Source organism: Frateuria sp., assembly GCF_035944355.1.
Classification (GTDB): domain Bacteria; phylum Pseudomonadota; class Gammaproteobacteria; order Xanthomonadales; family Rhodanobacteraceae; genus Frateuria_A.
Window position 1 is genome coordinate 43,797 of record NZ_DASZBH010000010.1, and the last position, 18,553, is coordinate 62,349.

Annotated in this window: 24 protein-coding genes and 1 pseudogene; 16 read left to right on the top strand and 9 right to left on the bottom strand. The window is 68.8% G+C overall.

Features of this window, described 5'->3' with window-relative positions; all coding sequences use genetic code 11:
- Positions 1 to 86 precede the first annotated feature (86 nt).
- Together VGU03_RS07570 and VGU03_RS07575 are read left to right on the top strand one after the other, a co-directional pair.
- Entirely contained in the window at positions 87 to 488 is a 402-nt protein-coding gene (locus VGU03_RS07570; RefSeq protein ID WP_327479783.1) for a hypothetical protein, read from the top strand.
- Positions 489 to 556: 68 nt separating this feature from the next.
- Positions 557 to 769, top strand: a complete 213-nt coding sequence (locus tag VGU03_RS07575) for a DUF2945 domain-containing protein (RefSeq protein WP_327479784.1) — start codon at positions 557 to 559, stop codon at positions 767 to 769.
- A gap of 23 nt (positions 770 to 792) precedes the next feature.
- Here the strand turns inward: VGU03_RS07575 and VGU03_RS07580 are convergent, their stop codons facing one another.
- On the bottom strand, positions 793 to 1,635 hold the full coding sequence (locus VGU03_RS07580; protein WP_327479785.1) for a class I SAM-dependent methyltransferase: 843 nt from the start codon (positions 1,633 to 1,635) through the stop codon (positions 793 to 795).
- Positions 1,636 to 2,000: 365 nt separating this feature from the next.
- Between VGU03_RS07580 and VGU03_RS07585 the strand changes: the two genes are divergently transcribed.
- Complete coding sequence (locus tag VGU03_RS07585; protein ID WP_327479786.1) at positions 2,001 to 2,180, top strand: hypothetical protein; 180 nt, start codon at positions 2,001 to 2,003, stop codon at positions 2,178 to 2,180.
- An 18-nt stretch (positions 2,181 to 2,198) separates the two neighbouring features.
- Here the strand turns inward: VGU03_RS07585 and VGU03_RS07590 are convergent, their stop codons facing one another.
- On the bottom strand, positions 2,199 to 2,906 hold the full coding sequence (locus VGU03_RS07590; protein ID WP_327479787.1) for a DUF899 family protein: 708 nt from the start codon (positions 2,904 to 2,906) through the stop codon (positions 2,199 to 2,201).
- Between the two features lie 21 nt (positions 2,907 to 2,927).
- Positions 2,928 to 3,584, bottom strand: coding sequence for a glutathione S-transferase family protein (locus tag VGU03_RS07595; RefSeq protein ID WP_327479788.1), 657 nt, complete (start codon positions 3,582 to 3,584; stop codon positions 2,928 to 2,930).
- A 156-nt stretch (positions 3,585 to 3,740) separates the two neighbouring features.
- On the opposite strand from VGU03_RS07595, the gene VGU03_RS07600 reads away from it, so the two are divergent.
- The 3 genes from VGU03_RS07600 to VGU03_RS07610 all read left to right on the top strand — a co-directional run bounded on the left by VGU03_RS07600 (position 3,741) and on the right by VGU03_RS07610 (position 5,504).
- Positions 3,741 to 4,280 carry a hypothetical protein gene (locus VGU03_RS07600; RefSeq protein WP_327479789.1) on the top strand — a complete coding sequence of 180 codons (540 nt, stop codon included), beginning with the start codon at positions 3,741 to 3,743 and terminating at the stop codon, positions 4,278 to 4,280.
- A gap of 123 nt (positions 4,281 to 4,403) precedes the next feature.
- Entirely contained in the window at positions 4,404 to 4,796 is a 393-nt protein-coding gene (locus VGU03_RS07605; RefSeq protein WP_327479790.1) for a YciI family protein, read from the top strand.
- A 57-nt stretch (positions 4,797 to 4,853) separates the two neighbouring features.
- The gene (locus VGU03_RS07610; RefSeq protein ID WP_327479791.1) at positions 4,854 to 5,504 is read left to right on the top strand and encodes a glutathione S-transferase N-terminal domain-containing protein; all 651 of its coding nucleotides are present in this window, start codon (positions 4,854 to 4,856) and stop codon (positions 5,502 to 5,504) included.
- A gap of 11 nt (positions 5,505 to 5,515) precedes the next feature.
- On the opposite strand, the pseudogene VGU03_RS07615 reads toward VGU03_RS07610, so the two are convergent.
- From VGU03_RS07615 to VGU03_RS07625, 3 genes and pseudogenes are all read right to left on the bottom strand, one after another.
- A pseudogene (locus VGU03_RS07615) lies at positions 5,516 to 5,668 on the bottom strand (maltose acetyltransferase domain-containing protein); the annotation flags it as partial.
- Between the two features lie 29 nt (positions 5,669 to 5,697).
- Entirely contained in the window at positions 5,698 to 5,988 is a 291-nt protein-coding gene (locus VGU03_RS07620) for a hypothetical protein (RefSeq protein WP_327479792.1), read from the bottom strand.
- A 67-nt stretch (positions 5,989 to 6,055) separates the two neighbouring features.
- On the bottom strand, positions 6,056 to 6,559 hold the full coding sequence (locus VGU03_RS07625) for a hypothetical protein (RefSeq protein ID WP_327479793.1): 504 nt from the start codon (positions 6,557 to 6,559) through the stop codon (positions 6,056 to 6,058).
- A gap of 108 nt (positions 6,560 to 6,667) precedes the next feature.
- On the opposite strand from VGU03_RS07625, the gene VGU03_RS07630 reads away from it, so the two are divergent.
- The 10 genes from VGU03_RS07630 (at position 6,668) to VGU03_RS07675 (ending at position 16,749) form a co-directional block, all read left to right on the top strand.
- Positions 6,668 to 7,123, top strand: a complete 456-nt coding sequence (locus VGU03_RS07630; RefSeq protein WP_327479794.1) for an SUF system Fe-S cluster assembly regulator — start codon at positions 6,668 to 6,670, stop codon at positions 7,121 to 7,123.
- Positions 7,120 to 8,598, top strand: coding sequence for a Fe-S cluster assembly protein SufB (gene sufB / locus VGU03_RS07635; protein ID WP_327479795.1), 1,479 nt, complete (start codon positions 7,120 to 7,122; stop codon positions 8,596 to 8,598). The genes VGU03_RS07630 and sufB overlap by 4 nt, the downstream gene beginning before the upstream one ends.
- Positions 8,595 to 9,014 carry an ACT domain-containing protein gene (locus VGU03_RS07640; protein ID WP_327479796.1) on the top strand — a complete coding sequence of 140 codons (420 nt, stop codon included), beginning with the start codon at positions 8,595 to 8,597 and terminating at the stop codon, positions 9,012 to 9,014. Before sufB ends, VGU03_RS07640 begins: the two co-directional genes overlap by 4 nt.
- A gap of 38 nt (positions 9,015 to 9,052) precedes the next feature.
- The gene (gene sufC, locus VGU03_RS07645; protein ID WP_327479988.1) at positions 9,053 to 9,820 is read left to right on the top strand and encodes a Fe-S cluster assembly ATPase SufC; all 768 of its coding nucleotides are present in this window, start codon (positions 9,053 to 9,055) and stop codon (positions 9,818 to 9,820) included.
- Positions 9,817 to 11,118: a Fe-S cluster assembly protein SufD gene (sufD, locus tag VGU03_RS07650; protein WP_327479797.1), complete on the top strand. Its 1,302-nt coding sequence runs from the start codon at positions 9,817 to 9,819 to the stop codon at positions 11,116 to 11,118. Before sufC ends, sufD begins: the two co-directional genes overlap by 4 nt.
- Before the next feature lie 122 nt (positions 11,119 to 11,240).
- Positions 11,241 to 12,497: a cysteine desulfurase gene (locus tag VGU03_RS07655; RefSeq protein WP_327479798.1), complete on the top strand. Its 1,257-nt coding sequence runs from the start codon at positions 11,241 to 11,243 to the stop codon at positions 12,495 to 12,497.
- Between the two features lie 88 nt (positions 12,498 to 12,585).
- On the top strand, positions 12,586 to 13,137 hold the full coding sequence (locus VGU03_RS07660; RefSeq protein WP_327479799.1) for a GNAT family N-acetyltransferase: 552 nt from the start codon (positions 12,586 to 12,588) through the stop codon (positions 13,135 to 13,137).
- A complete protein-coding gene (locus VGU03_RS07665; RefSeq protein WP_327479800.1) occupies positions 13,134 to 13,460 on the top strand; it encodes a non-heme iron oxygenase ferredoxin subunit in 327 nt (108 codons plus the stop codon). The genes VGU03_RS07660 and VGU03_RS07665 overlap by 4 nt, the downstream gene beginning before the upstream one ends.
- Positions 13,461 to 13,639: 179 nt before the next feature.
- Positions 13,640 to 15,850 carry a M1 family metallopeptidase gene (locus VGU03_RS07670; RefSeq protein ID WP_327479801.1) on the top strand — a complete coding sequence of 737 codons (2,211 nt, stop codon included), beginning with the start codon at positions 13,640 to 13,642 and terminating at the stop codon, positions 15,848 to 15,850.
- Positions 15,850 to 16,749, top strand: coding sequence for a hypothetical protein (locus VGU03_RS07675; protein ID WP_327479802.1), 900 nt, complete (start codon positions 15,850 to 15,852; stop codon positions 16,747 to 16,749). The genes VGU03_RS07670 and VGU03_RS07675 overlap by 1 nt, the downstream gene beginning before the upstream one ends.
- Before the next feature lie 38 nt (positions 16,750 to 16,787).
- Here the strand turns inward: VGU03_RS07675 and VGU03_RS07680 are convergent, their stop codons facing one another.
- From VGU03_RS07680 to VGU03_RS07690, 3 genes are all read right to left on the bottom strand, one after another.
- A complete protein-coding gene (locus tag VGU03_RS07680) occupies positions 16,788 to 17,327 on the bottom strand; it encodes a GNAT family N-acetyltransferase (RefSeq protein WP_327479803.1) in 540 nt (179 codons plus the stop codon).
- A 21-nt stretch (positions 17,328 to 17,348) separates the two neighbouring features.
- On the bottom strand, positions 17,349 to 17,801 hold the full coding sequence (locus tag VGU03_RS07685; RefSeq protein ID WP_327479804.1) for an SET domain-containing protein: 453 nt from the start codon (positions 17,799 to 17,801) through the stop codon (positions 17,349 to 17,351).
- A gap of 166 nt (positions 17,802 to 17,967) precedes the next feature.
- Positions 17,968 to 18,324 (bottom strand): ComEA family DNA-binding protein, encoded by a 357-nt coding sequence (locus tag VGU03_RS07690; protein ID WP_327479805.1) that lies wholly within the window; start codon positions 18,322 to 18,324, stop codon positions 17,968 to 17,970.
- Positions 18,325 to 18,553: the final 229 nt, after the last annotated feature.

Genomic DNA, 18,553 nt, shown 5'->3' on the forward strand with positions numbered 1-18,553 from the left:
CCTGGGCCGTGCATGCTTCCTCTTTGCCCTGGCAGGACTATGCTCCAGCGGTCGCGGCGGATGCCGTGTTGTCCCGGAGGTGTGTCATGGCGATGAAGTCGATTCGATGGATACCCGTGTTCCTGCTGGCGGCCGCGCTGCCGGTCGCCACCCAGGCGAAGAGTGATGCCGTAGCCAAGCAGGTTGCCACGGCCAACGCGCATGCCGGCATGGCGCTCGGCGCCGCGGATCTGAAGATGGCGCACGCGCACCTGCACCACGTCATCAATTGCCTGGCCGGCCCTTCCGGCGCGGGCTACGACGCGCAGGAAGAGAATCCGTGCAAGGGCATGGGGCAGGGGGCGATCGTCGACGCCAAGGGCGACCAGGCCGCCGAGACCCGCCTGCGCGAGGCGCTCGACCAGGCCGAACATGGAACGAAGGCTACGACGCTGGCCGACGCCCACGCGGATGCGCAGCGGGTCATGACCAGCCTGCAGGCGAAATAGCGCCCACGGCCGCGGGCGCCTTGCGCTCCGCGGCCAACCCGCCTGGCGCACATCGCAAAGGGGTCCTCATGAAGCATCCGTTCAAGGTTGGCGACCACGTGCGCTGGAACTCCGAGGCCGGCCACGTCACCGGCAGGATCATCAAGGTGCACACGCGCGACACCGACTACAAGGGCCATACGCGGCATTGCAGCGAAGAAGACCCTCAGTACGAGATCCGCAGCGACAAGACCGAACATGTCGCCATGCACAAGGGTTCGGCCTTGCACAGGATCGATTGAAGCGACCCGCACGAAACCACCACTCAGCGCCGCGTCGCCAGTACGCCATCGAGCGCCAGCTGCGCCTTGAAGCCAGAGGATTCCAGCCGCCGGGCCACTTCGCGCGGTACGTCGCGGCCGCTGGTGAGCTTGTTCGGGCTGCCGGTGTAGTGGAACAGCCGCCCACCGCGCCGGAGCACGCGCGCGAGCTCGCCATAGAACGCCTGCGAATAAAGTTCCCCGGCGATGCCGAAGCGCGGCGGGTCGTGCAGCAATGCGTCCGCCGAGGCATCCGGAATCTGCGCGATCGCCTGCGACACGTCGCCGTGCACGAGCTCGAGGCGTCCGCCGCTGGCTGGCGCATCGGGATCGGGCGACCATGGGTTGAGCGTGCGCAGCCACAGTACGTCGGCGTTCTTCTCGAACGAACGGACGAGCGTTGCGCCCGCCTCCAGGCAGCACGCGGCGAAGTAGCCCAGGCCGCCGCAGGTATCGAGCACCACCTTGCCCCGCGGCTGGACCAGTTCCACCTTGCGGCGCGCATCATCCAGCGGCGATGCCTTGGACGTGGGCAGCATCTTGATGCCGTCGATCTCGAAGGTCGGTGGTCCCCACTCGGTGGGCACCAGCTTGATCAGCGAACCGGAGTAGCGCGACACCGGCTCGAACGCCTCGCCATCCCAGCAGTAGACCGTGCGGTCCTTCAGCCCGGACGGGTAGGGATAACTGCGTCCGCCCCACTGCCATTGGTCCGCGTGAAGCCGGGCGATGCCGTTCGTGCGGCCCAGGTCGAGCGAGCCGCTCCATTCGCCCGTGCCGGCATCGCGCGCGTCGAGCAGCGAACCGGCGACGGGTCGCGTCAGCAGGGGACCGTCATAATGCGCCACGGTGGCGGCTGTCCTTGGCGAAGGGGGCGGCATCGTAGCGCACCGCAACGCGACTGCAGGAGCGCCGCACGCAATCCGGGCCGGTGCGCTGGGCGAACTGCTGCATGAGTTGGCCGCGGCGATGAGGTCGGAGGCCGCCATCGGACGACGATCACCCATCGCCTTCCTGAGCGCGTGAAGACGGACGACATAGGGTGCCGCGCGCACGCATCCATGGCCGGCGCATGTGCCTTGGTGCCGTCGATGCCGGCTCACGTGGTGATGCGCGAACCCTAACGCGCGCTCGCCTAGCCTGGCGGTGCGGTACGCCGGGTGGCCGGATCCGGCGTGCCGATCCGCATCATCCGGTTGTAACAGGAGGAGCCATGCGCCCCGATCAGCAGAAGCTCAACGCCCAGCACAAGGAAGGCATGAAGAAGGACGCCAAGGACATCGAAAACCGGCGCCAGCCGCAGGCGGCATCCAAGCAGGGTTACCACGAGCAGGCCAGCGGGCAGGGCCTGGTGCAGCGGCACGATGGCGATCACGACGGCCGAGGCCGGTAGCGCGCGGCGGTCGGTCGTTCAACCGCGATAGTCCAGGCTGGGGTACCAGTCGGTGCCGCGTCCTTCCGGCGTGCAGTCGAGCACGGTCCATAGCGGCATCAGGTCGGGCGCGCCGCGCGGATCCTGGCCAGGGTCCGCGCTTTCGGGTCCCATCTCGCCGCTCCAGAAATGCCGGATGGTGCCGTCGCGGCGGGTGAACACGTTGAACGCCGCCTGGTCGCCATCACCCCCGTCGGCATCCACGCCGAAGTAGTCGCGGCTGTAGGCGCCGTCCAGGTCCGAGTACAGCTTCAGGTGCCGCCAGCCACGTTCATCCTTGAAGGCAGCGAGGCGCTCGATGGGCGAGCGGGCCACCACGGCCAGGGCGACGCGCTGTTCCATGTCGGGCGCCTCGCCGTCCCAGGCGCTGAGCAGCGAGGTGCACATCGGGCAGGGACGCAGGCGCTGCGGGCCGAACATGTAGCTGTAGACCACCAGCGTCTGCTTGTCGCCGAACAGGTCGGCGAAGCGGAGCGGCCCGGCCTCGCCCTCGAAGCGGTAGTCGCCGGTGACCTCGCCGCCGGGCGGCAGCGCGCGGCGTTGTTCGGCCACGCGTTCCAGATGGCGGCGCAGTTCGATCTCTTCGACCAGCAGCGCCTGGCGGGCGCGGCGGTAGGCCTCGCTTTCGTTGGGAAAGCGCAGGCGGTTGCGCTGGGCCAGTTCGGCGGCAGGAGTGAGCGAGGTCATGTCGGGTCTCCGCAGGATCGGTCAGTCGCGATCGGGCGCGCCGAGCGGGAAATAGGCGCGGTAGGGCCTGGCCTCGTCCACCGCGCGGGCGAACGACGGCCGCGCCAGCAAGCGGCTGCGATAGGCGCGCACGCGGGAAAAGGCCGGGGCGACGGGATGGGTCCAGTCGGCGTAGAACAGGAAGGGCGCGGCGGCGCAGTCGGCCAGGCTGAAGTCCTCGCCCGCGGCCCACTCGCGCCCGTCCATATGGTGGTCGAGCCAGGCATAGGCGCGTTCCAGCTGGGCCTTGGCTTCGCTCACGCCATAGGGGTCGCGGCTGCCCTCGGGACGTAGCGCATCGAACACGACCTTCTGCTGCGGCGTCGCGACGTAGTTGTCGAAGAAGCGGTCGAGCATGCGCACTTCCAGCGCGGCCTTCGGTTCCGCCGGGACCAGCCGCTTCGGGCCGGGATAGTGCACGTCCAGGTATTCGATGACGCAGCTGGCCTCCAGCACCACGCGCTCCTGGTCGACCAGGATGGGAAAGCGTTGCAGGGGCCACATCGCAGCCAGCTCTTCACGAGCCAGGGGATCTTCCAGCGAGCGGTACTCGAATGGCGTGCCGTGTTCGTACAGGGCGATCAGGGCCTTCTGGCTGTAGGAGGAGAACGGGTGGGCATAGAGCCTGGGCGAGGGCATGGCTGCATTCCGGGAGGACTTGCCTAACGACGCACGGGCGGAGAGGAATTCGACACAGCCGTTACGGATGCGGCCGATTGCGTTGATTGTTCGCTGGCGGGGCCGCTGCTACAGGACTACGATCGTCAGGCGGGGTGGCAAACCAAGGAGGTTTCCATGAAACGGCATTGCGCATTGTTGCTGCTGGGTACGCTGTCGGCCGGCCAGGGTGCGATGGCGGCACAGATGTCCATCAACCAGTTCACGCCCCGGGTGATGCCGGTGCTGGTGCAGGTCAACAGGGATGGCAAGGTCACCGACGTTTCGCCTGCGGTCGACCTGGCTCCGCGGTACGACCGGTTGCTGCGAAGCACGCTGGACCAGATGATCACCCATCCGGCGAACGATCACGGCCGCGCGGTCGCGAGCCAGTTCGTCATCAACCTGGGCCTGCAGACTTCGCCGCGCGCGGACGGGAAGTACGACGCCCGCTTCGTCTACGTGTCGACCTCTCCGGTGCCGCCCGGCCAGTGGTATTGGGTGCACATCGACGGCCACCGGCTCGCGTTGAGGAACCGCAACGAGTTCACGCCGCACCAGCGGTATTTCGAACGCCGGACGGATCCTTCCTGGTACGAGCGCCTCGATCGCACCGAGCCGCCGGTGCAGAACGCTGCGCAGAGCGCGCCGGCTCCGCTTCCGCGGAGGCGGCAGTAGCGCTTCTTGGTCTCGTCGAGGACGGCCCGTGACATCCGGTGCGTGCGGTGTCGATCCCGCACGCGCCGGTACGTCGCACCGTGAGTCGCGCCGCGGCGGCGCGTCCACCACGGAGAACCCACCATGCGCTTCCTTTCGATGATCCGGATCCAGGAGTCCGGCAGGCTGCCCAGCGAGCAGCTGATGGCCGACATGGGCAGGCTGATCGAGCAGATGACCCGTGAAGGCACACTGGTCGATACCGCCGGGCTTCGCCCCACCGCCGAAGGCGTCCGGGTGCGACTGCAGGGCGGCCGGCTGTCACGCACGGACGGCCCGTTCGCCGAGGCGAAGGAAGTCATCGGCGGCTACGCGATCCTGCAGGCCGATTCCATGGCGCATGCGATCGAGTTGACCCAGCGCTTTCTGGCGCTGCACGGGGACGAGTGGGACCTCGAGTGTGAAGTGCGGCAGATCGAGGGGCCCGACAGCGAGCACTGCGCTGCGGCAAAGGCAATGGCGGCGGCCGCCGTCTGAGTGCACGGTGGGCAGGCAAGCCATGCCTTACATTGGCATGGCCACCGGAGGATGCCCATGAGTTCCGATCGCGATCCACGGCCGCGCCTGGTCGGCCGCAGCAGCTCGCACTTCACCCGGCTGGCGCGGCTGTTCGCCGCGGAGCTGGGCGTCGCCTGCGCGTTCGTGCCCGTGCACGATCTGGCCTCGCGCGATCCGGCCGACTATGCGGGCAACCCCGCGCTGAAGTTGCCGGTGCTGGTGCTGAGGGAGGGGCCGGTGTTCGGCGCGGAGAACATTTGTCATGCGCTGGTCCCGCTGGCCACCAACGGCCTGCGCATCGTGTGGACCGACCAGTTGCCCGACCTGCGTGCGCGCAACGCGCAGGAGCTCATCTGGCACGGCATGGGCGCACAGGTGCAGCTGGTTTTCGGCATGCAGCTGGCGCGTTTGCCGGCGGAGAACGTCTACTTCGCCAAGGCGGCCGAGGGTTTCCGCAACGCGCTGGCCTGGCTGGATGCCAACCTGGCAGCGGTGCTGCAGGGCCTGCCCCCGCGGGACTTGAGCCTGCTGGAAGCTTCGCTGTTCTGCCTCCTCGAGCACCTGGTATTCCGCGATACCCTGCCGGTGGCGCCCTATCGGCACCTGGCCGCATTCGCCCAGGCCTATCGTGAGCGGCCCGCCGCGCAGGCCACCGGCTACGCATTCGACGTCGCAACGGCGCCTTGAGATTTGCCTTCGCCCACCGCGGCGAGCCGCTCCTTGATCAGCGCATGCCATCGGGCCGGACCCTCGGCGAGCGCGGCGTTGTAGCGCGCCAGCCAGTGGTGGTTGGCGGCCTGGTCCGCCTGCAGTTCGGGGTCGCTGGCGTCATAGAGCTCGCCGGCGAGCATCCTGTCCTTCTCGCTGTGCTCGCCGGGCGTCACTGGCCCGGCGTCTCGTCCTGCGCATCGGTGGCTTCGTAGTCCGGGTCCTCGGCGTCGTGCGGGTGCTTCAATGCCTGGCGCATGGCTGGCGGCAGGTGTTCCATGTCCAGGATCACCTTACCTTCGTGCACGTCGCGGATGGCCTTGGCCGGTAGTGTGAAATCGCCGCCGTTCTCGATGTTCACGACCAGCTCCCTGCTGTCCGCATGGACCTCGCGCACGGCGCCGACGCCGACATCGCCATCGGCGACGAAGACCATGTAGCCGGGTTCGATCGGTTCTTGCATGGGGCTCGCCCTCAAGTTCGCTGGACGGCGCGAGTGTGCGGCCGCGGCCGTGCGGGGCGGGTGATGGTCAGGGCACGACCGCGCGCACCAGCAGCCGGTCCAGAGCGCGGACGTGCGGCACGCCGATGCCGTTGGGGTCGCCACGCACGAAATGCGTCACGTGCGGCACGGGATCGTCGAAGACCGGTCCCAGTGCCTGGGCCAGTACCGTGCGGAAGGAGCGCATCGCCGGGAACTGCAGGTGCTCGATCAGCGACCAGCACTCGAGCAGGCCGCTGCCGCTGCGCTTGGTTTCGTGCAACAGCGCGTAGCGGCCGGTGCGCCGCGGCGTCCACTGCAGCGTTGCGTAAAGCGCGCGCAGCTGCGGCTCGCCGTAGCCGGCCGCGGCGCGGGCCATCTGCCGGTCGAGCAGGGTGACGTGGAACTCCTGCTTGCGCGCAAGTCGCACGCCGTCGATCTGGCAGCGTTCGCCGAACGGCGTGGCCATGAGTCCAGCCAGCAGCGGCAACACCAGGGCGCGCTCGGCGTCGAAGCCGGGCCAGGCGATTGCAGGGTGGGCGGGCGAGTCCATGCACGCGCAGTGTGCCGCCAGGCGGCCTCGATGCCGAGCGAAAGCGGATTGACGCCGGCACGGCTAATCCGTACCATTTTGGTCTGAATTAACGAGGCTCGACTCCCCATGCTCCGCGTCAGCCGCCTGACCGACTACGCCACGGTGGTGATGACCTGCATCGCCACCCATCCGCAGGACGTGCTCAGCACCGCGCAGATCGCCGAGGAGACCCGGCTGGAACTGCCGACCGTGAGCAAGCTGTTGAAGTCGCTCGGCCATGCCGGGCTGGTGGAATCCTTCCGCGGCGTCAACGGCGGCTATCGGCTGGCGCGGCCGGCGGGCCAGATCAGCCTGGCGCAGATCGTCGAGGCGATGGAAGGGCCGATCGGCATGACCGAGTGCAGCGTCGAGGGCCAGTGCGAGCGCGAGGCGCAGTGCGGCGTGCGCGGCAGCTGGCGGCGCATCAACAACGTACTGGACAGTGCGCTGCGCGCGGTGAGCCTGGCGGACATGTTGCAGCCGCTGCGCCCGACGGTCGCCACCGTGGCGCTGAGCGAGTTGAAAGGCAGGACCCACGCATGAGTGCTGAATCCATCGAAACCCGGACCGACGGCGCCGCGCGGCGCGACAACGCCGAGGTCGCCGAAGCGCTCGGCCGCAACTACGCGGCCGGCTTCGTCACCGACATCGAAAGCGTCAGCCTGCCGCCGGGCCTGGACGAAGACACCATTCGCCAACTCTCGGCGATCAAGCGCGAGCCGGAGTGGATGACGCAATGGCGCCTGGAGGCTTTCCGCCACTGGCAGGCCATGCCCACGCCCGACTGGGCCAAGCTCAAGATCAGCCCGATCGACTACCAGGCGATCAGCTACTACTCCGCGCCCAAGAAGGCGCCCAAGTCACTGGACGAGGTCGACCCGGCGCTGCTGGAGACCTACGAGAAGCTGGGCGTGCCGCTGCACGAGCGCGCGGCGCTGGCCGGCGTGGCGGTCGACGCGGTGTTCGACTCGGTCTCGGTCGGCACCACCTTCCGCAAGCAGCTGGCCGACGCCGGCGTGATCTTCTGCTCGATGAGCGAGGCGATCCGCGAGCATCCGGAACTGGTGCGCAGGTACCTGGGCAGCGTGGTGCCGCAGGGCGACAACTTCTTCGCCGCGCTCAATTCCGCGGTGTTCTCCGACGGCAGCTTCGTGTTCGTGCCGGCCGGCGTGCGCTGCCCGATGGAGCTGTCCACCTACTTCCGCATCAACGCGCAGAACACCGGCCAGTTCGAGCGCACGCTGATCGTCTGCGAGGACCGAGCGCACGTCTCCTACCTGGAAGGCTGCACGGCGCCGCGGCGCGACGAGAACCAGCTGCATGCGGCGGTGGTCGAACTGGTCGCGCTGGAAGGCGCCACCATCAAGTACTCCACCGTGCAGAACTGGTATCCCGGCGACGAGAACGGCGTCGGCGGCATCTACAACTTCGTGACCAAGCGCGGCGACTGCAGGGGCGCCGACAGCAAGATCAGCTGGACGCAGGTCGAGACCGGCTCGGCGGTGACCTGGAAATATCCGTCCGTGGTGCTGCGCGGCGACCGCTCGGTGGGCGAGTTCTACTCGGTGGCGCTGACGCATCACTTCCAGCAGGCCGATACCGGCACCAAGATGATTCATCTGGGCAAGGACACCAAGTCCAAGATCGTCTCCAAGGGCATCTCCGCCGGGCGCAGTTCCAACAGCTACCGCGGCCTGGTCAAGGTGGAGAAGGGCGCCGAGCGCGCGCGCAACTACACCCAGTGCGACTCGCTGCTGATCGGCAAGAAGTGCGGCGCGCACACCTTCCCCTACATGGAAGTGAAGAACCCCACCGCCATCGTCGAGCACGAGGCGACCACCTCGAAGATTTCCGACGACCAGCTCTTCTACTGCCGCAGCCGCGGCATCGGCGAAGAGGACGCGGTCTCGATGATCGTCGACGGCTTCTGCAAGCAGGTCTTCCGCGAGCTGCCGATGGAGTTCGCGGTGGAGGCCAAGAAGCTGCTCGAGGTTTCGCTGGAGGGCGCGGTCGGATGACCACTGCCGCCACCAGCACGCATCCCGGCGGCACCGACCTGCGCGCTCTGCTGGCCGGATTGAACCCACGCCTGCATCCGGCGCCGCGCCGGTTCCTGTTCGTCGCGCACGACCAGGCTGCCGCGCGCATCCCCGAGGCGCTGATGATGTTCCGCGAGGACGAGGGCGTCACGCTGATCGTCGACCACGACCTGGAGGGCCGGGAGGTCGTCGCCGACCGTTTGCTGTGGGCGCAGATCACCCTGGGCGTCGAGTCCAGTCTCGACGCGGTGGGCATGATGGCCGCCGTCTCGGCCGCGCTCGCCGCGCGCGGCATTTCCTGCAACCCGGTTTCCGCGTTCCTGCACGACCACGTGTTCGTGCCTTGGAACCGCCGCGAAGACGCGCTTGCCGCGCTCGCGAACCTGTCTTCCTGATGGACCCGACCATGCCTACGCCGAACCTGCCCACGCCCCTGCTCAAGATCGACAACCTGCACGCCCGCGTCGAGGGCAAGGACATCCTCAAGGGCCTCTCGCTGGAGGTGAAGCCAGGCGAGGTGCACGCGATCATGGGCCCCAATGGCGCGGGCAAGTCCACGCTGGGCAACGTGCTGTGCGGGCGCGAAGGCTACGAAGTGACCGCAGGCTCGGTGCTGTTCGAGGGCCGCAACCTGCTGGAACTGGAGCCCGAGGAGCGCGCCGCCGCCGGCGTCTTCCTGGCCTTCCAGTACCCGGTGGAGATCCCCGGCGTGAACAACACCTATTTCCTGCGCGCGGCCTTCAACGCGCAGCGCAAGGCGCGCGGCGAGGCCGAGCTCGACTCGATGCAGTTCCTCAAGCTCGTCCGCGAGAAGCTCAAGATCATGCAGCTCTCGCCGGAGCTCCTGAACCGTGCGGTCAACGAGGGCTTCTCCGGCGGCGAGAAGAAGCGCAACGAGATCTTCCAGATGGCGCTGCTGGAGCCGAAGCTCGCGATCCTGGACGAGACCGACTCGGGCCTGGACATCGATGCGCTCAAGCAGGTGGCCGAGGGCGTCAATGCGCTGCGTTCCCCGGAACGCTCGTTCATCGTGGTGACGCACTACCAGCGCCTGCTCGACTACATCGTGCCGGACTTCGTGCACGTACTGGCCGGCGGGCGCATCGTCGAGAGCGGCGACCGCAGCCTCGCGCTGAAGCTGGAAAAGAGCGGCTACGCATGGATCGGCCAGCACAGCGAGCCGGCTGGAGCCTCGGCATGAGCCAGCCGGCCCGCACGCCGTTCGTGGCCGCGCTGGCCGAGGCGCCGTTGCCGGCCAGCGCCACCGCCTGGCTGGACCAGGCGCGCCGCCGGAACCGCGATGCCTTCGTCGATGCCGGGTTGCCCGATACCCGCGTGGAGGCCTGGAAGTACACCGCGCTGCGCGCCCTGGGGCAGCGCCGTTTCGCCAGCGGCGATGCGCTGGCGCTCGAGCGGCCGGTGGAAGCCGGCCTGCTCGCGTTGCCGGGTTCGGAAGGGCCCGCGCTGGTATTCGTCAACGGCGTCTTCCGCGCCGATCTTTCCGTATTCGACGGGCTGCCCGAGGGCGTCGATCTGAGGCCTCTGTCGCGGGCACTGGCTGAGGCGCCCGAGCCCTTGCGTTTCGCCTTGTCTCGCCATTACCGCGAGGCGGGCGATGCGTTCGCCCGCCTCAATGCCGCCTTTGCCTCCGACGGCGTGGTGCTGCGCATCGGTGCCGGCATCCATGTGTCGGCCCCGGTACGCCTCGTGTTCGTCGGCGCCGGCGCCGAAGGCGATCTGGCCTGGCACGTGCGCAACCTGGTCGAACTGGGCGAGGGCGCCGAGCTGACCCTCGTCGAACAGCATCTGTCCGGCGGCGGGCAGGCGCATCTGGGCACCGGCGTGGCCGACTTTGCGCTGCAGGCCGGCGCGAAGCTGCATCACCTCGTGCTGCAACAGGCGGACACGGGCAGCAGTCTGGTTCGCCGCAGCCACTATCGCCTCGATGCGCGCGCCCAGGTCCACCTGCACGCGCTGGAACTGGGTGGCGCGCTGGCGCGCCACGACCTGCGCGCCGAACTGGTGGGTGATGGCGCGGCGTTCCACACCGATGGCGCGTTCCTGCCGAACGGACGCCAGCACATGGACACGCAGCTGGCGATCCACCACAAGGCGCGCGACACCTCGTCCTCGTCGACCTGGCGCGGCGTGGCCGGCGGCCGCGGGCGTGGCGTATTCCGCGGAGCGATCGTGGTCGAGGCCGGCGCCGACGGCAGCGACGCCACGCTCAGCAACAAGAACCTGCTGCTGTCGTCGCAGGCGGAAATCGACACCAAGCCCGAACTCGAAATCTACGCGGACGAAGTCAAGGCCGCCCACGGCGCCACCGTCGGCCAGCTCGACGAAAGGGCGCTGTTCTACCTGCGCTCGCGGGGCATTCCGGGTGAGCAGGCCCGCGCGCTGCTGACCGCCGCCTTCGCCCGCGTGCCGTTCGAATCGTTGCCCGACCAGGCGCTGCGTAGCCATGTAGAACAATTGCTGGCGCAGCTTCCCGGGTGACCAGCTCCACTGCCGGAGGGGGGGGCGGCACCCGGCTAGGCGCGGTCCGACGCAAGCCCAGCTTTTCTTCACATTCGGCAGGCTAAAACATCGTGATCAATCCTTCACAAAGCGAGACACCGATGGCCGCCACCGCCGCACACGTACACAGCGCGCCTGCCGCCTTCGATGTCGAGCGCGTGCGTGCCGACTTTCCGCTGCTCGCCCGCAGCGTGCACGGCAAGCCGCTGGTCTATCTGGACAACGCCAACACCAGCCAGAAGCCCGCGGCGGTGATCGAGGCGATGAACGCGCACTATCGCCTGCACAACGCCAATGTTTCGCGCGCCGTGCACCAGCTCGGCGAGGAGGCCACGCTCGCCTACGAAGGGGCACGCGACAAACTCGCCCGCTTCATCAACGCGCCCTCACGCAATGAACTGGTGCTGACTTCCGGCACCACCCAGGCGATCAACCTGGTGGCCTACAGCTTCGCGTTGCCGCAGCTCAAGCCCGGCGACGCGATCCTCACCACGCTGATGGAGCACCACGCCAACATCGTGCCCTGGCAGCTGGTCGCCCAGCGCAGCGGCGCCACGGTGAAGTTCGCGCCGATCGACGAGCGCGGCGAGCTCATCGTCGAGCGCTACCTGGAGATGCTCACGCCGGAGGTCAAGCTCGCCTGCCTGGCGCACGTCTCCAACGTGCTGGGCACGGTCAACCCGGTGCGCGAGATCGCGCGCGAATGCGCGCGCCGCGGCATCCCGCTGCTGGTCGACGGCTCCCAGGCGGTGCCGCACCGGCCGGTGGACGTACAGGCGCTGGGCTGCGACTTCTACGCCTTCACCGGGCACAAGATGCTCGGTCCCACCGGCACCGGCGCGCTGTGGGCGCGCCGCGCGCACCTGGATGCGATGCCGCCGTTCTTCGGCGGCGGCGACATGATCCGGCAGGTGCGCGTGGACGGCACCACCTTCGCCGATCCGCCGCACAAGTTCGAAGCCGGCACGCCCAACATCGCCGGCTTCGTCGGCCTGGGGGCGGCGGTGGACTACTACCGCGACCTCGACCTGGATGCCCCCCACGCCTGGGAACAGCAACTGCTGGCCTACGCGACCGAGCGGCTGCAGGGGGTCCCCGGCCTGCGGCTGTTCGGCGAGGCGGCCGAAAAGGAGCCGGTGCTCTCCTTCCTGATCGAAGGCACGCAATCGACCGACCTGGCCACGCTGCTCGACCTGGAGGGCGTGGCGGTGCGCTCGGGCCATCACTGCGCCCATCCGCTGATGCAGCACTACGGCGTGCCCGCCACGCTGCGTGCCTCGCTGGCCTTCTACAACACGATGGACGAGGTGGACGTGTTCGTCACGGCGCTGCAGAAGGTGCGCAAGCTGCTCATGTGATCGATCCGGGCCGCGCCTGGCCCGCGACCCGAGCCCGCTTGCGCCAGATCAGCGATCGCATGGGCGGCCGCTGGTTATCATGGGCGCCATGACCACCCAGCCTTCCCCTCCCACGTTCCGCACCGCCACTCCGGCGGACGTTCCCGCCGTGGTCGCGCTGGTCGAATCGGCCTATCGCGGCGATTCCGGCCGGCGCGGCTGGACCACCGAATCGGACCTGCTCGACGGCAGGCGCACCGACGCAGACGACGTCGGCGCCGTGATCGCGCGCCCCGACAGCCGCATCGTGCTGCTGGAGCGCGACGGCCGCCTATTGGGCAGTTGCCACGTGGAGCGCCAGGGCGATGCGGCCTATTTCGGCATGTTCGCCATCGACCCCGCGCAACAGACCGGCGGCCTGGGCAAGCTGCTGCTCGCGCAGGCCGAGAACGTCGCGCGCGAGGAGTGGCACTGCCGCGTGATGGAAATGACCGTGATCGTGCAGCGTGCCGAACTTATCGCCTGGTACGAACGCCGCGGCTACCGCCGCACCGGGTCCTACAAGCCCTTTCCCTACGGCGACGAGCGCTTCGGCTTGCCGCGCCGCGACGACCTGCGCTTCGAACTGCTGGTCAAGGAACTGGCCGGAGCGGCCGCATGACTCCGGCCGTGGAAGGTTGGGTGCGCGTCTGCGCGGCCGGCGAGCTGCTGCCGGGCGAGTTTCGCGTGGTGTATGACGGCGATACGCCGATCGCGGTCTACAACATCGATGGCGGCCTGTACGCGGTCGAGGATGTCTGCACCCACGACGGCGGCGACCTTGCCGGCGGCGAGGTGCTCGGCTTCGAGGTCGAATGCCCCCGCCACGGAGCGCGCTTCGACCTGCGCACCGGCGCGGTGACCCGTCCGCCGGCCTACGAACCGATCGCGGCTTTCCCGGTGCGCCAGGAACAGGGCGCCGTCTGGACGCGCGACGACCGCTGAGTGCTCCGCTCGCGCGGGGGTGTCGGTCGCCGATAGGTGATCCGGGCGTGACCTTTGGCCTATGTGGGGCGCATGGGGATGCCGCACGCTGCGCGCTTGCGGCGGATGCTGGGGAGGCATCCGTCCGTTCCGGGGACATCACACGGGCCGACGGCCCGGCATGAAGGGGAGATCGCTTGATGAGACCGACCGTTACCGGGTGGCTGGGCGTGCTCGCGCTGCTGGGCGCCGCCGCCGTTGCACACCCGGCCCATGCCCAGGCCGCCGCGCCAGCGCCGGCGGCGACCACCGCCGTGGCGGCGCCGATTCCCTTCGCACCCGCGAACGCCGCCGCGCCCAGCCTGCCCAGTGCCCCGGGCGCCTGGGGCGGGCCGCGCACCGGCCAGGAAGCGACCTTGTCCGACCGCGTGGTCGACTACCGCATCGATGCCGACCTCGATGCGGCCACGCACGCGATCGCCGGCAAGGAACAGCTCGCCTGGCGCAACCGCAGCGACCGCGAGGTGCGCAGCATCTACGTGCATCTTTACCTCAACGCCTTCCAGAACGAAGGCAGCACCTTTTTCACCGAGCGCGAGGTGCTGACCGCACACAGCGGTTCGCGCGGCGCGGCCAAGCTCGAGAAAGGGCAATGGGGCTGGATCGACCTCAAGCAGGTCAGCCAGGGCGGCACGGCGCTCAAATGGGAGTTCGTGCACCCCGACGGCGGTCCCTCCACGGACCAGACCGTTGCGCGCATCGATCTGGCCCAGCCGGTGCCGGCGGGCGGCACGCTGACACTGGACATCGACTTCCTGAGCCAGCTGCCGCGCGTGGTCGAGCGCACTGGCTGGTGGGGTGATTTCAACCTGGTCGCGCAGTGGTTCCCGAAGATCGGCGTGCTGGAGCTGCCGGGCGAGCGCGGCGCCACCCAGGCGCGCTGGAACGTGCACGAGTTCCACTTCAACAGCGAGTTCTACGCCGACTTCGGCCGCTACGACGTCACCATGACCGTGCCCAGCGACTACACCGTCGGCGCGGTGGGCGAGCAGCAGGGCGCGCCGGTCACGGCCAACGGCAAGACCACCTACCACTACGTGCAGGGCGACGTGCACGACTTCGCCTGGGTCGCGGCCAAGGGCTATAAGGTGCTCGAGAGCAGCTGGCAGGGGCCGGGCAGCCCGAAGGTCGCGGTGCGTGTGCTCTATCCGCCCGAATACGCCGCCAGCGCCCAGCCGGTGCTCAAGGCCAGCACCGATTCGCTGACGTATTTCTCCGACACGCTGGGCGCCTATCCCTACCGCACGCTGACCGCGGTAGTGCCGCCGTACAACGCCTCCGAGGCGGGCGGCATGGAGTACCCGACCTTCTTCACGGCCGAAGGCTACAAGGAGGTCACGCCCGGCACGATCAGCCAGTACGCGATCGATTTCGTCACCATCCACGAGTTCGGCCATGGCTATTTCTATGGCCTGTTGGCGTCCAACGAATTCGAGGAGCCGATGCTCGACGAGGGCATCAACGAATACTGGGACCAGCGCATGCTGCGCGCGCGCGGCCAGAACCTCGACCTGACCACCGCGGGCCTCAAGCGGCTGGGCCTGGCGCCCTCGATGACCGGCTTCGTGATGGAACGCCTGAGCGCCGATCTCAAGCATCCGTATGACCCGCTGGGCGAGAACTCCTGGGACCGCTATTCCAGCGGCAGCTACGGCACCGTCTATTCGCGTACCGCCACGGCGATGCACGACCTGGAGGAGCGCCTGGGGCACGACGTGATGGAGCGTGCGTTCCGCGAGTACTACCGCCGCTGGCACTTCCGCCATCCCTCGGCGGCCGATCTGCGCGCCACGCTGATCGACGTCTCGGGCGACGCCAAGAACGTCAACGAGGTGTTCGACCAGTACGTCTACGGCACCGCACACATCGACGACCGCGTGGCCAGCATCGACACCGAAGAGGTCCTGCCGATCGCCGGCAGCATGCCCGCCGGCGGCAAGCACAGCGACGGCGACAGTGCGGCCCTGGACAAGCGGATCGCCAGGCAGCGCGAGGACTGGAAGAAGGCCCATCCCCAGGCCAAGCCCGGTACCGGACCCTTCCCCTGGCACAGCACGGTGAGCGTGGTGCGCGAGGGTGCGCCGGTGCCGCAGATCCTGCGGGTGACCTTCGCCGACGGCAGCCACCAGGAACTCAAGTGGAACGACGACCGCCGCTGGGCCCGCTTCGATTTCACCGGCCCGGCCAAGGTCGAGTCGGCCGAACTCGATCCGCAGCGGCGCATCTACCTGGATGCGGACAAGTTGAACGACAGCCGCACCACCCAGCCCGATGGCGCCGCATCGCGCCGTTGGAGCGCCGACTTCGCCGCCCTCATGCAGGCCCTCTACTCGCTGCTGGTGTCGCTGTGATGATGACCTCGAACGCTCGACGTATCGATGTGGGCGCCGTGCTGCGCGCGCCGCTGGCCGCCATGCAGTGGCGCCTGTTGCTGCTGTGGCTGGTGTTCCTGCTGCTGCCTACCGCAGTGGTAGCCCTGCCGTTGTGGGGGGCGTTGTCCGACCTGCTCGACCATTCCGTGCACGCGGCGGACTGGGCCAGGCAGTTCGACGCGCTGATGTTCGGCGACACGATGACGGCACTGGGCCAGAACAGCGGCTGGTTCCATGGCTCGCTGGTGCTGGCCACGGTGCTGGCGCTGCTGCTCGGCCCGTTCCTCACCGGCATGGCGGTGGCCGCTGGCCGCGCCGGGCGCGTGCTGGGGCTGGGCCAATTGCTGCAGTCGGGCGTGATCGAATACGGCCGCATGTTCCGCGTGCTGCTGTGGTCGTTGCTGCCGTACGCGATCGCGGTCGGCCTTGGAGCGATGGCCCTTGGCGTGGCGCACAAGCAGGCCGAGCAGGCCGTGCTGGAAAGCGCGGCCGATCGGTTCCAGCACACGGCGCTGTGGGTGTTGGCGGTGTTGCTGGTGCTTGCCCACGCGGTAGCCGACTCGGCGCGCGCCGCTTTCATCGTCGATCCGGGCCTGCGCTCGGCGACGCGCGCGCTGGGGCGTGGGTGTGTGCAGCTCATCCGCCGGCCGCTGGGTACGCTGTCGAGCTATCTGGTGATCGGCGCCATCGGCTATGCGATCGCGCTGGCCCTGGGCGTGGGCCGTATCCACACCACGGCGGTGGGCCTGGGCGGCTTCCTGCTCGCGCTGCTGCTCACCGAGCTGGCCGTGGTCGCGGTGGGCTGGACCCGCATCGCCCGCCTGTTCGCGCTGGCGGCCGTGGGCCGGTCGCTGGCACCGCGCCGGGGCGGCATGTAGGGGATGTGGGCCGGGGTGGGGCGCTTGCGCAGGCCCCATCAAGCCCAGGCGCGCCGCGACTCGCGGTAGGGCGGGTAATAGGCAAACACGTGGTTGTGGTTGCCGTAGAAGTCCATGTCCTCGATGTGCTCGCCACCCAGCCGTTCGGCGACGCGATCGGACGCTTCGTTGCCGATGCGCACCAGGCTGATCACGCGCGGTGCGTGCAATTGGTTCCACGCGAAATCGAGCACTGCATGGCCCGCCTCGGTGGCATAGCCCCGATGGCGGAACTCGGGCTTGAGCATCCAGCCCATTTCCAGGTCGGGCCAGCCCTCCGGATACATCAGGCCGGCGCGGCCGACGAACTGGCCGCTGTCCTTCAGTTCCAGCGCCCACATGCCGCAGCCGCGCAATTCCCAGTGGCCGAGCAGCATGGCCAGCGAGCGCCATGCGCCGGTGCGGTCCAGCGGCTGGCCGTCGCCGATCCAGCGGGTGCTGTCGGGGTCGGCCAGCATCGCGGCGTAGTCGTCGAAGTGGCGCTCGCCCAGCGCGGTCAGGCGCAGGCGCGGGGTCTCGAGGGTGGGAATGGTGGACATCGTCGGTCGTGTGGCGGGCCGTCAGCGGAACAATCGGCCCAGCGCGCGGGTACTTGAGGCCAGGCTCTCGGCCCAGCCGAAGCCGACGATCTTCTCACCGCTGGCCGTGTCGATAAAGTCCTCGGCCTGCCCCGGCGGCAGCAGGTGGCGATAATCCACGGTCAGCTCCGTGCCGGCTGCAAGGTCGGCCAGGGCGAACACGAAGCCCAGGTGCCACAGCCCGGTGGGCTCGAAGCTGTGGTTGATGTAGCACTCGTCGGGCCAGTCGGGCGACAGGGTGTAGCGCTCCTCGAACCAGCGCGCGCTGGCGTAGGCCAGGTCCGGCCGCGTGGCAAGCTCCTCGGCGCCGTAGGTACGGTCGATGGCGTCGGGGGCGGTGATGATGCGTCCGGCGGCGACGTCCTCGTCCAGGAACAAGCCCTTGCCGGCGCCTCCAATGGTGGACGGGGCAATGCGATAGCGCGGAAGGATCATGGCGGCCCGGCGGCGTGGAAAGCGCGCGAGTGTAGCGCCATGGCGGGCTGATGCGGGATCTGGTTTCCGTGCGGGCCGCCGCCGGCCCGCCAATGCCCGTCCCTGGGCGACGGCCGGCCACTGCCATGGCTGGGAGAGCGCCTCCGCGCTCCCGTGCTGCCGAAACTCAGCTCTCCTGGGCCACCTTGGCCTGGCGGGATCCTGCCTTCTTCTTCTTTGCAGGCTCTTCGGCCTTCGGTGGCGGCAGGTCACCGCTGAAGCGGATGGCATCGTGGTTGCGCTCGAGCGTGCTCTTGCCGATGCCCTTGACCTGAGCCAGGTCCTCGACGCGCTTGAACGGGCCGTGCGCTTCGCGCCAGGCCACGATCGCCTGTGCCTTGGACTGCCCGATGCCGTCGAGCGACTTGGCGATCGTCGCGGCATCGGCCTTGTTGACGTTCACCGGCGTAGCGGCGAAGGCCGGCAGGGCGAACGAGGCCGCGACGGCCAGCGCGGCGAGCAGGTTGCTGAATTTCGTTTGCATGGGTTTCCCTCCCTGGGTGGTCTGGACGATGGATGGGTCGACGGCATCGTTGCCGCATCTCCAGTGTGGCGGGCAGGGCGACTGGCCGCCGTCGGCCGGCGGCGTGGCGTCGGCGCGGATCGGTCTCCCCCTGGTGTCGGCGATGCCCCACCGGTTTGTCGGCTCGTCGCCGGTCGGCGTGGGGTGCGCTGGTACACTAGGCCGCTTCCCCCGTACGTTTTGAAGGAGT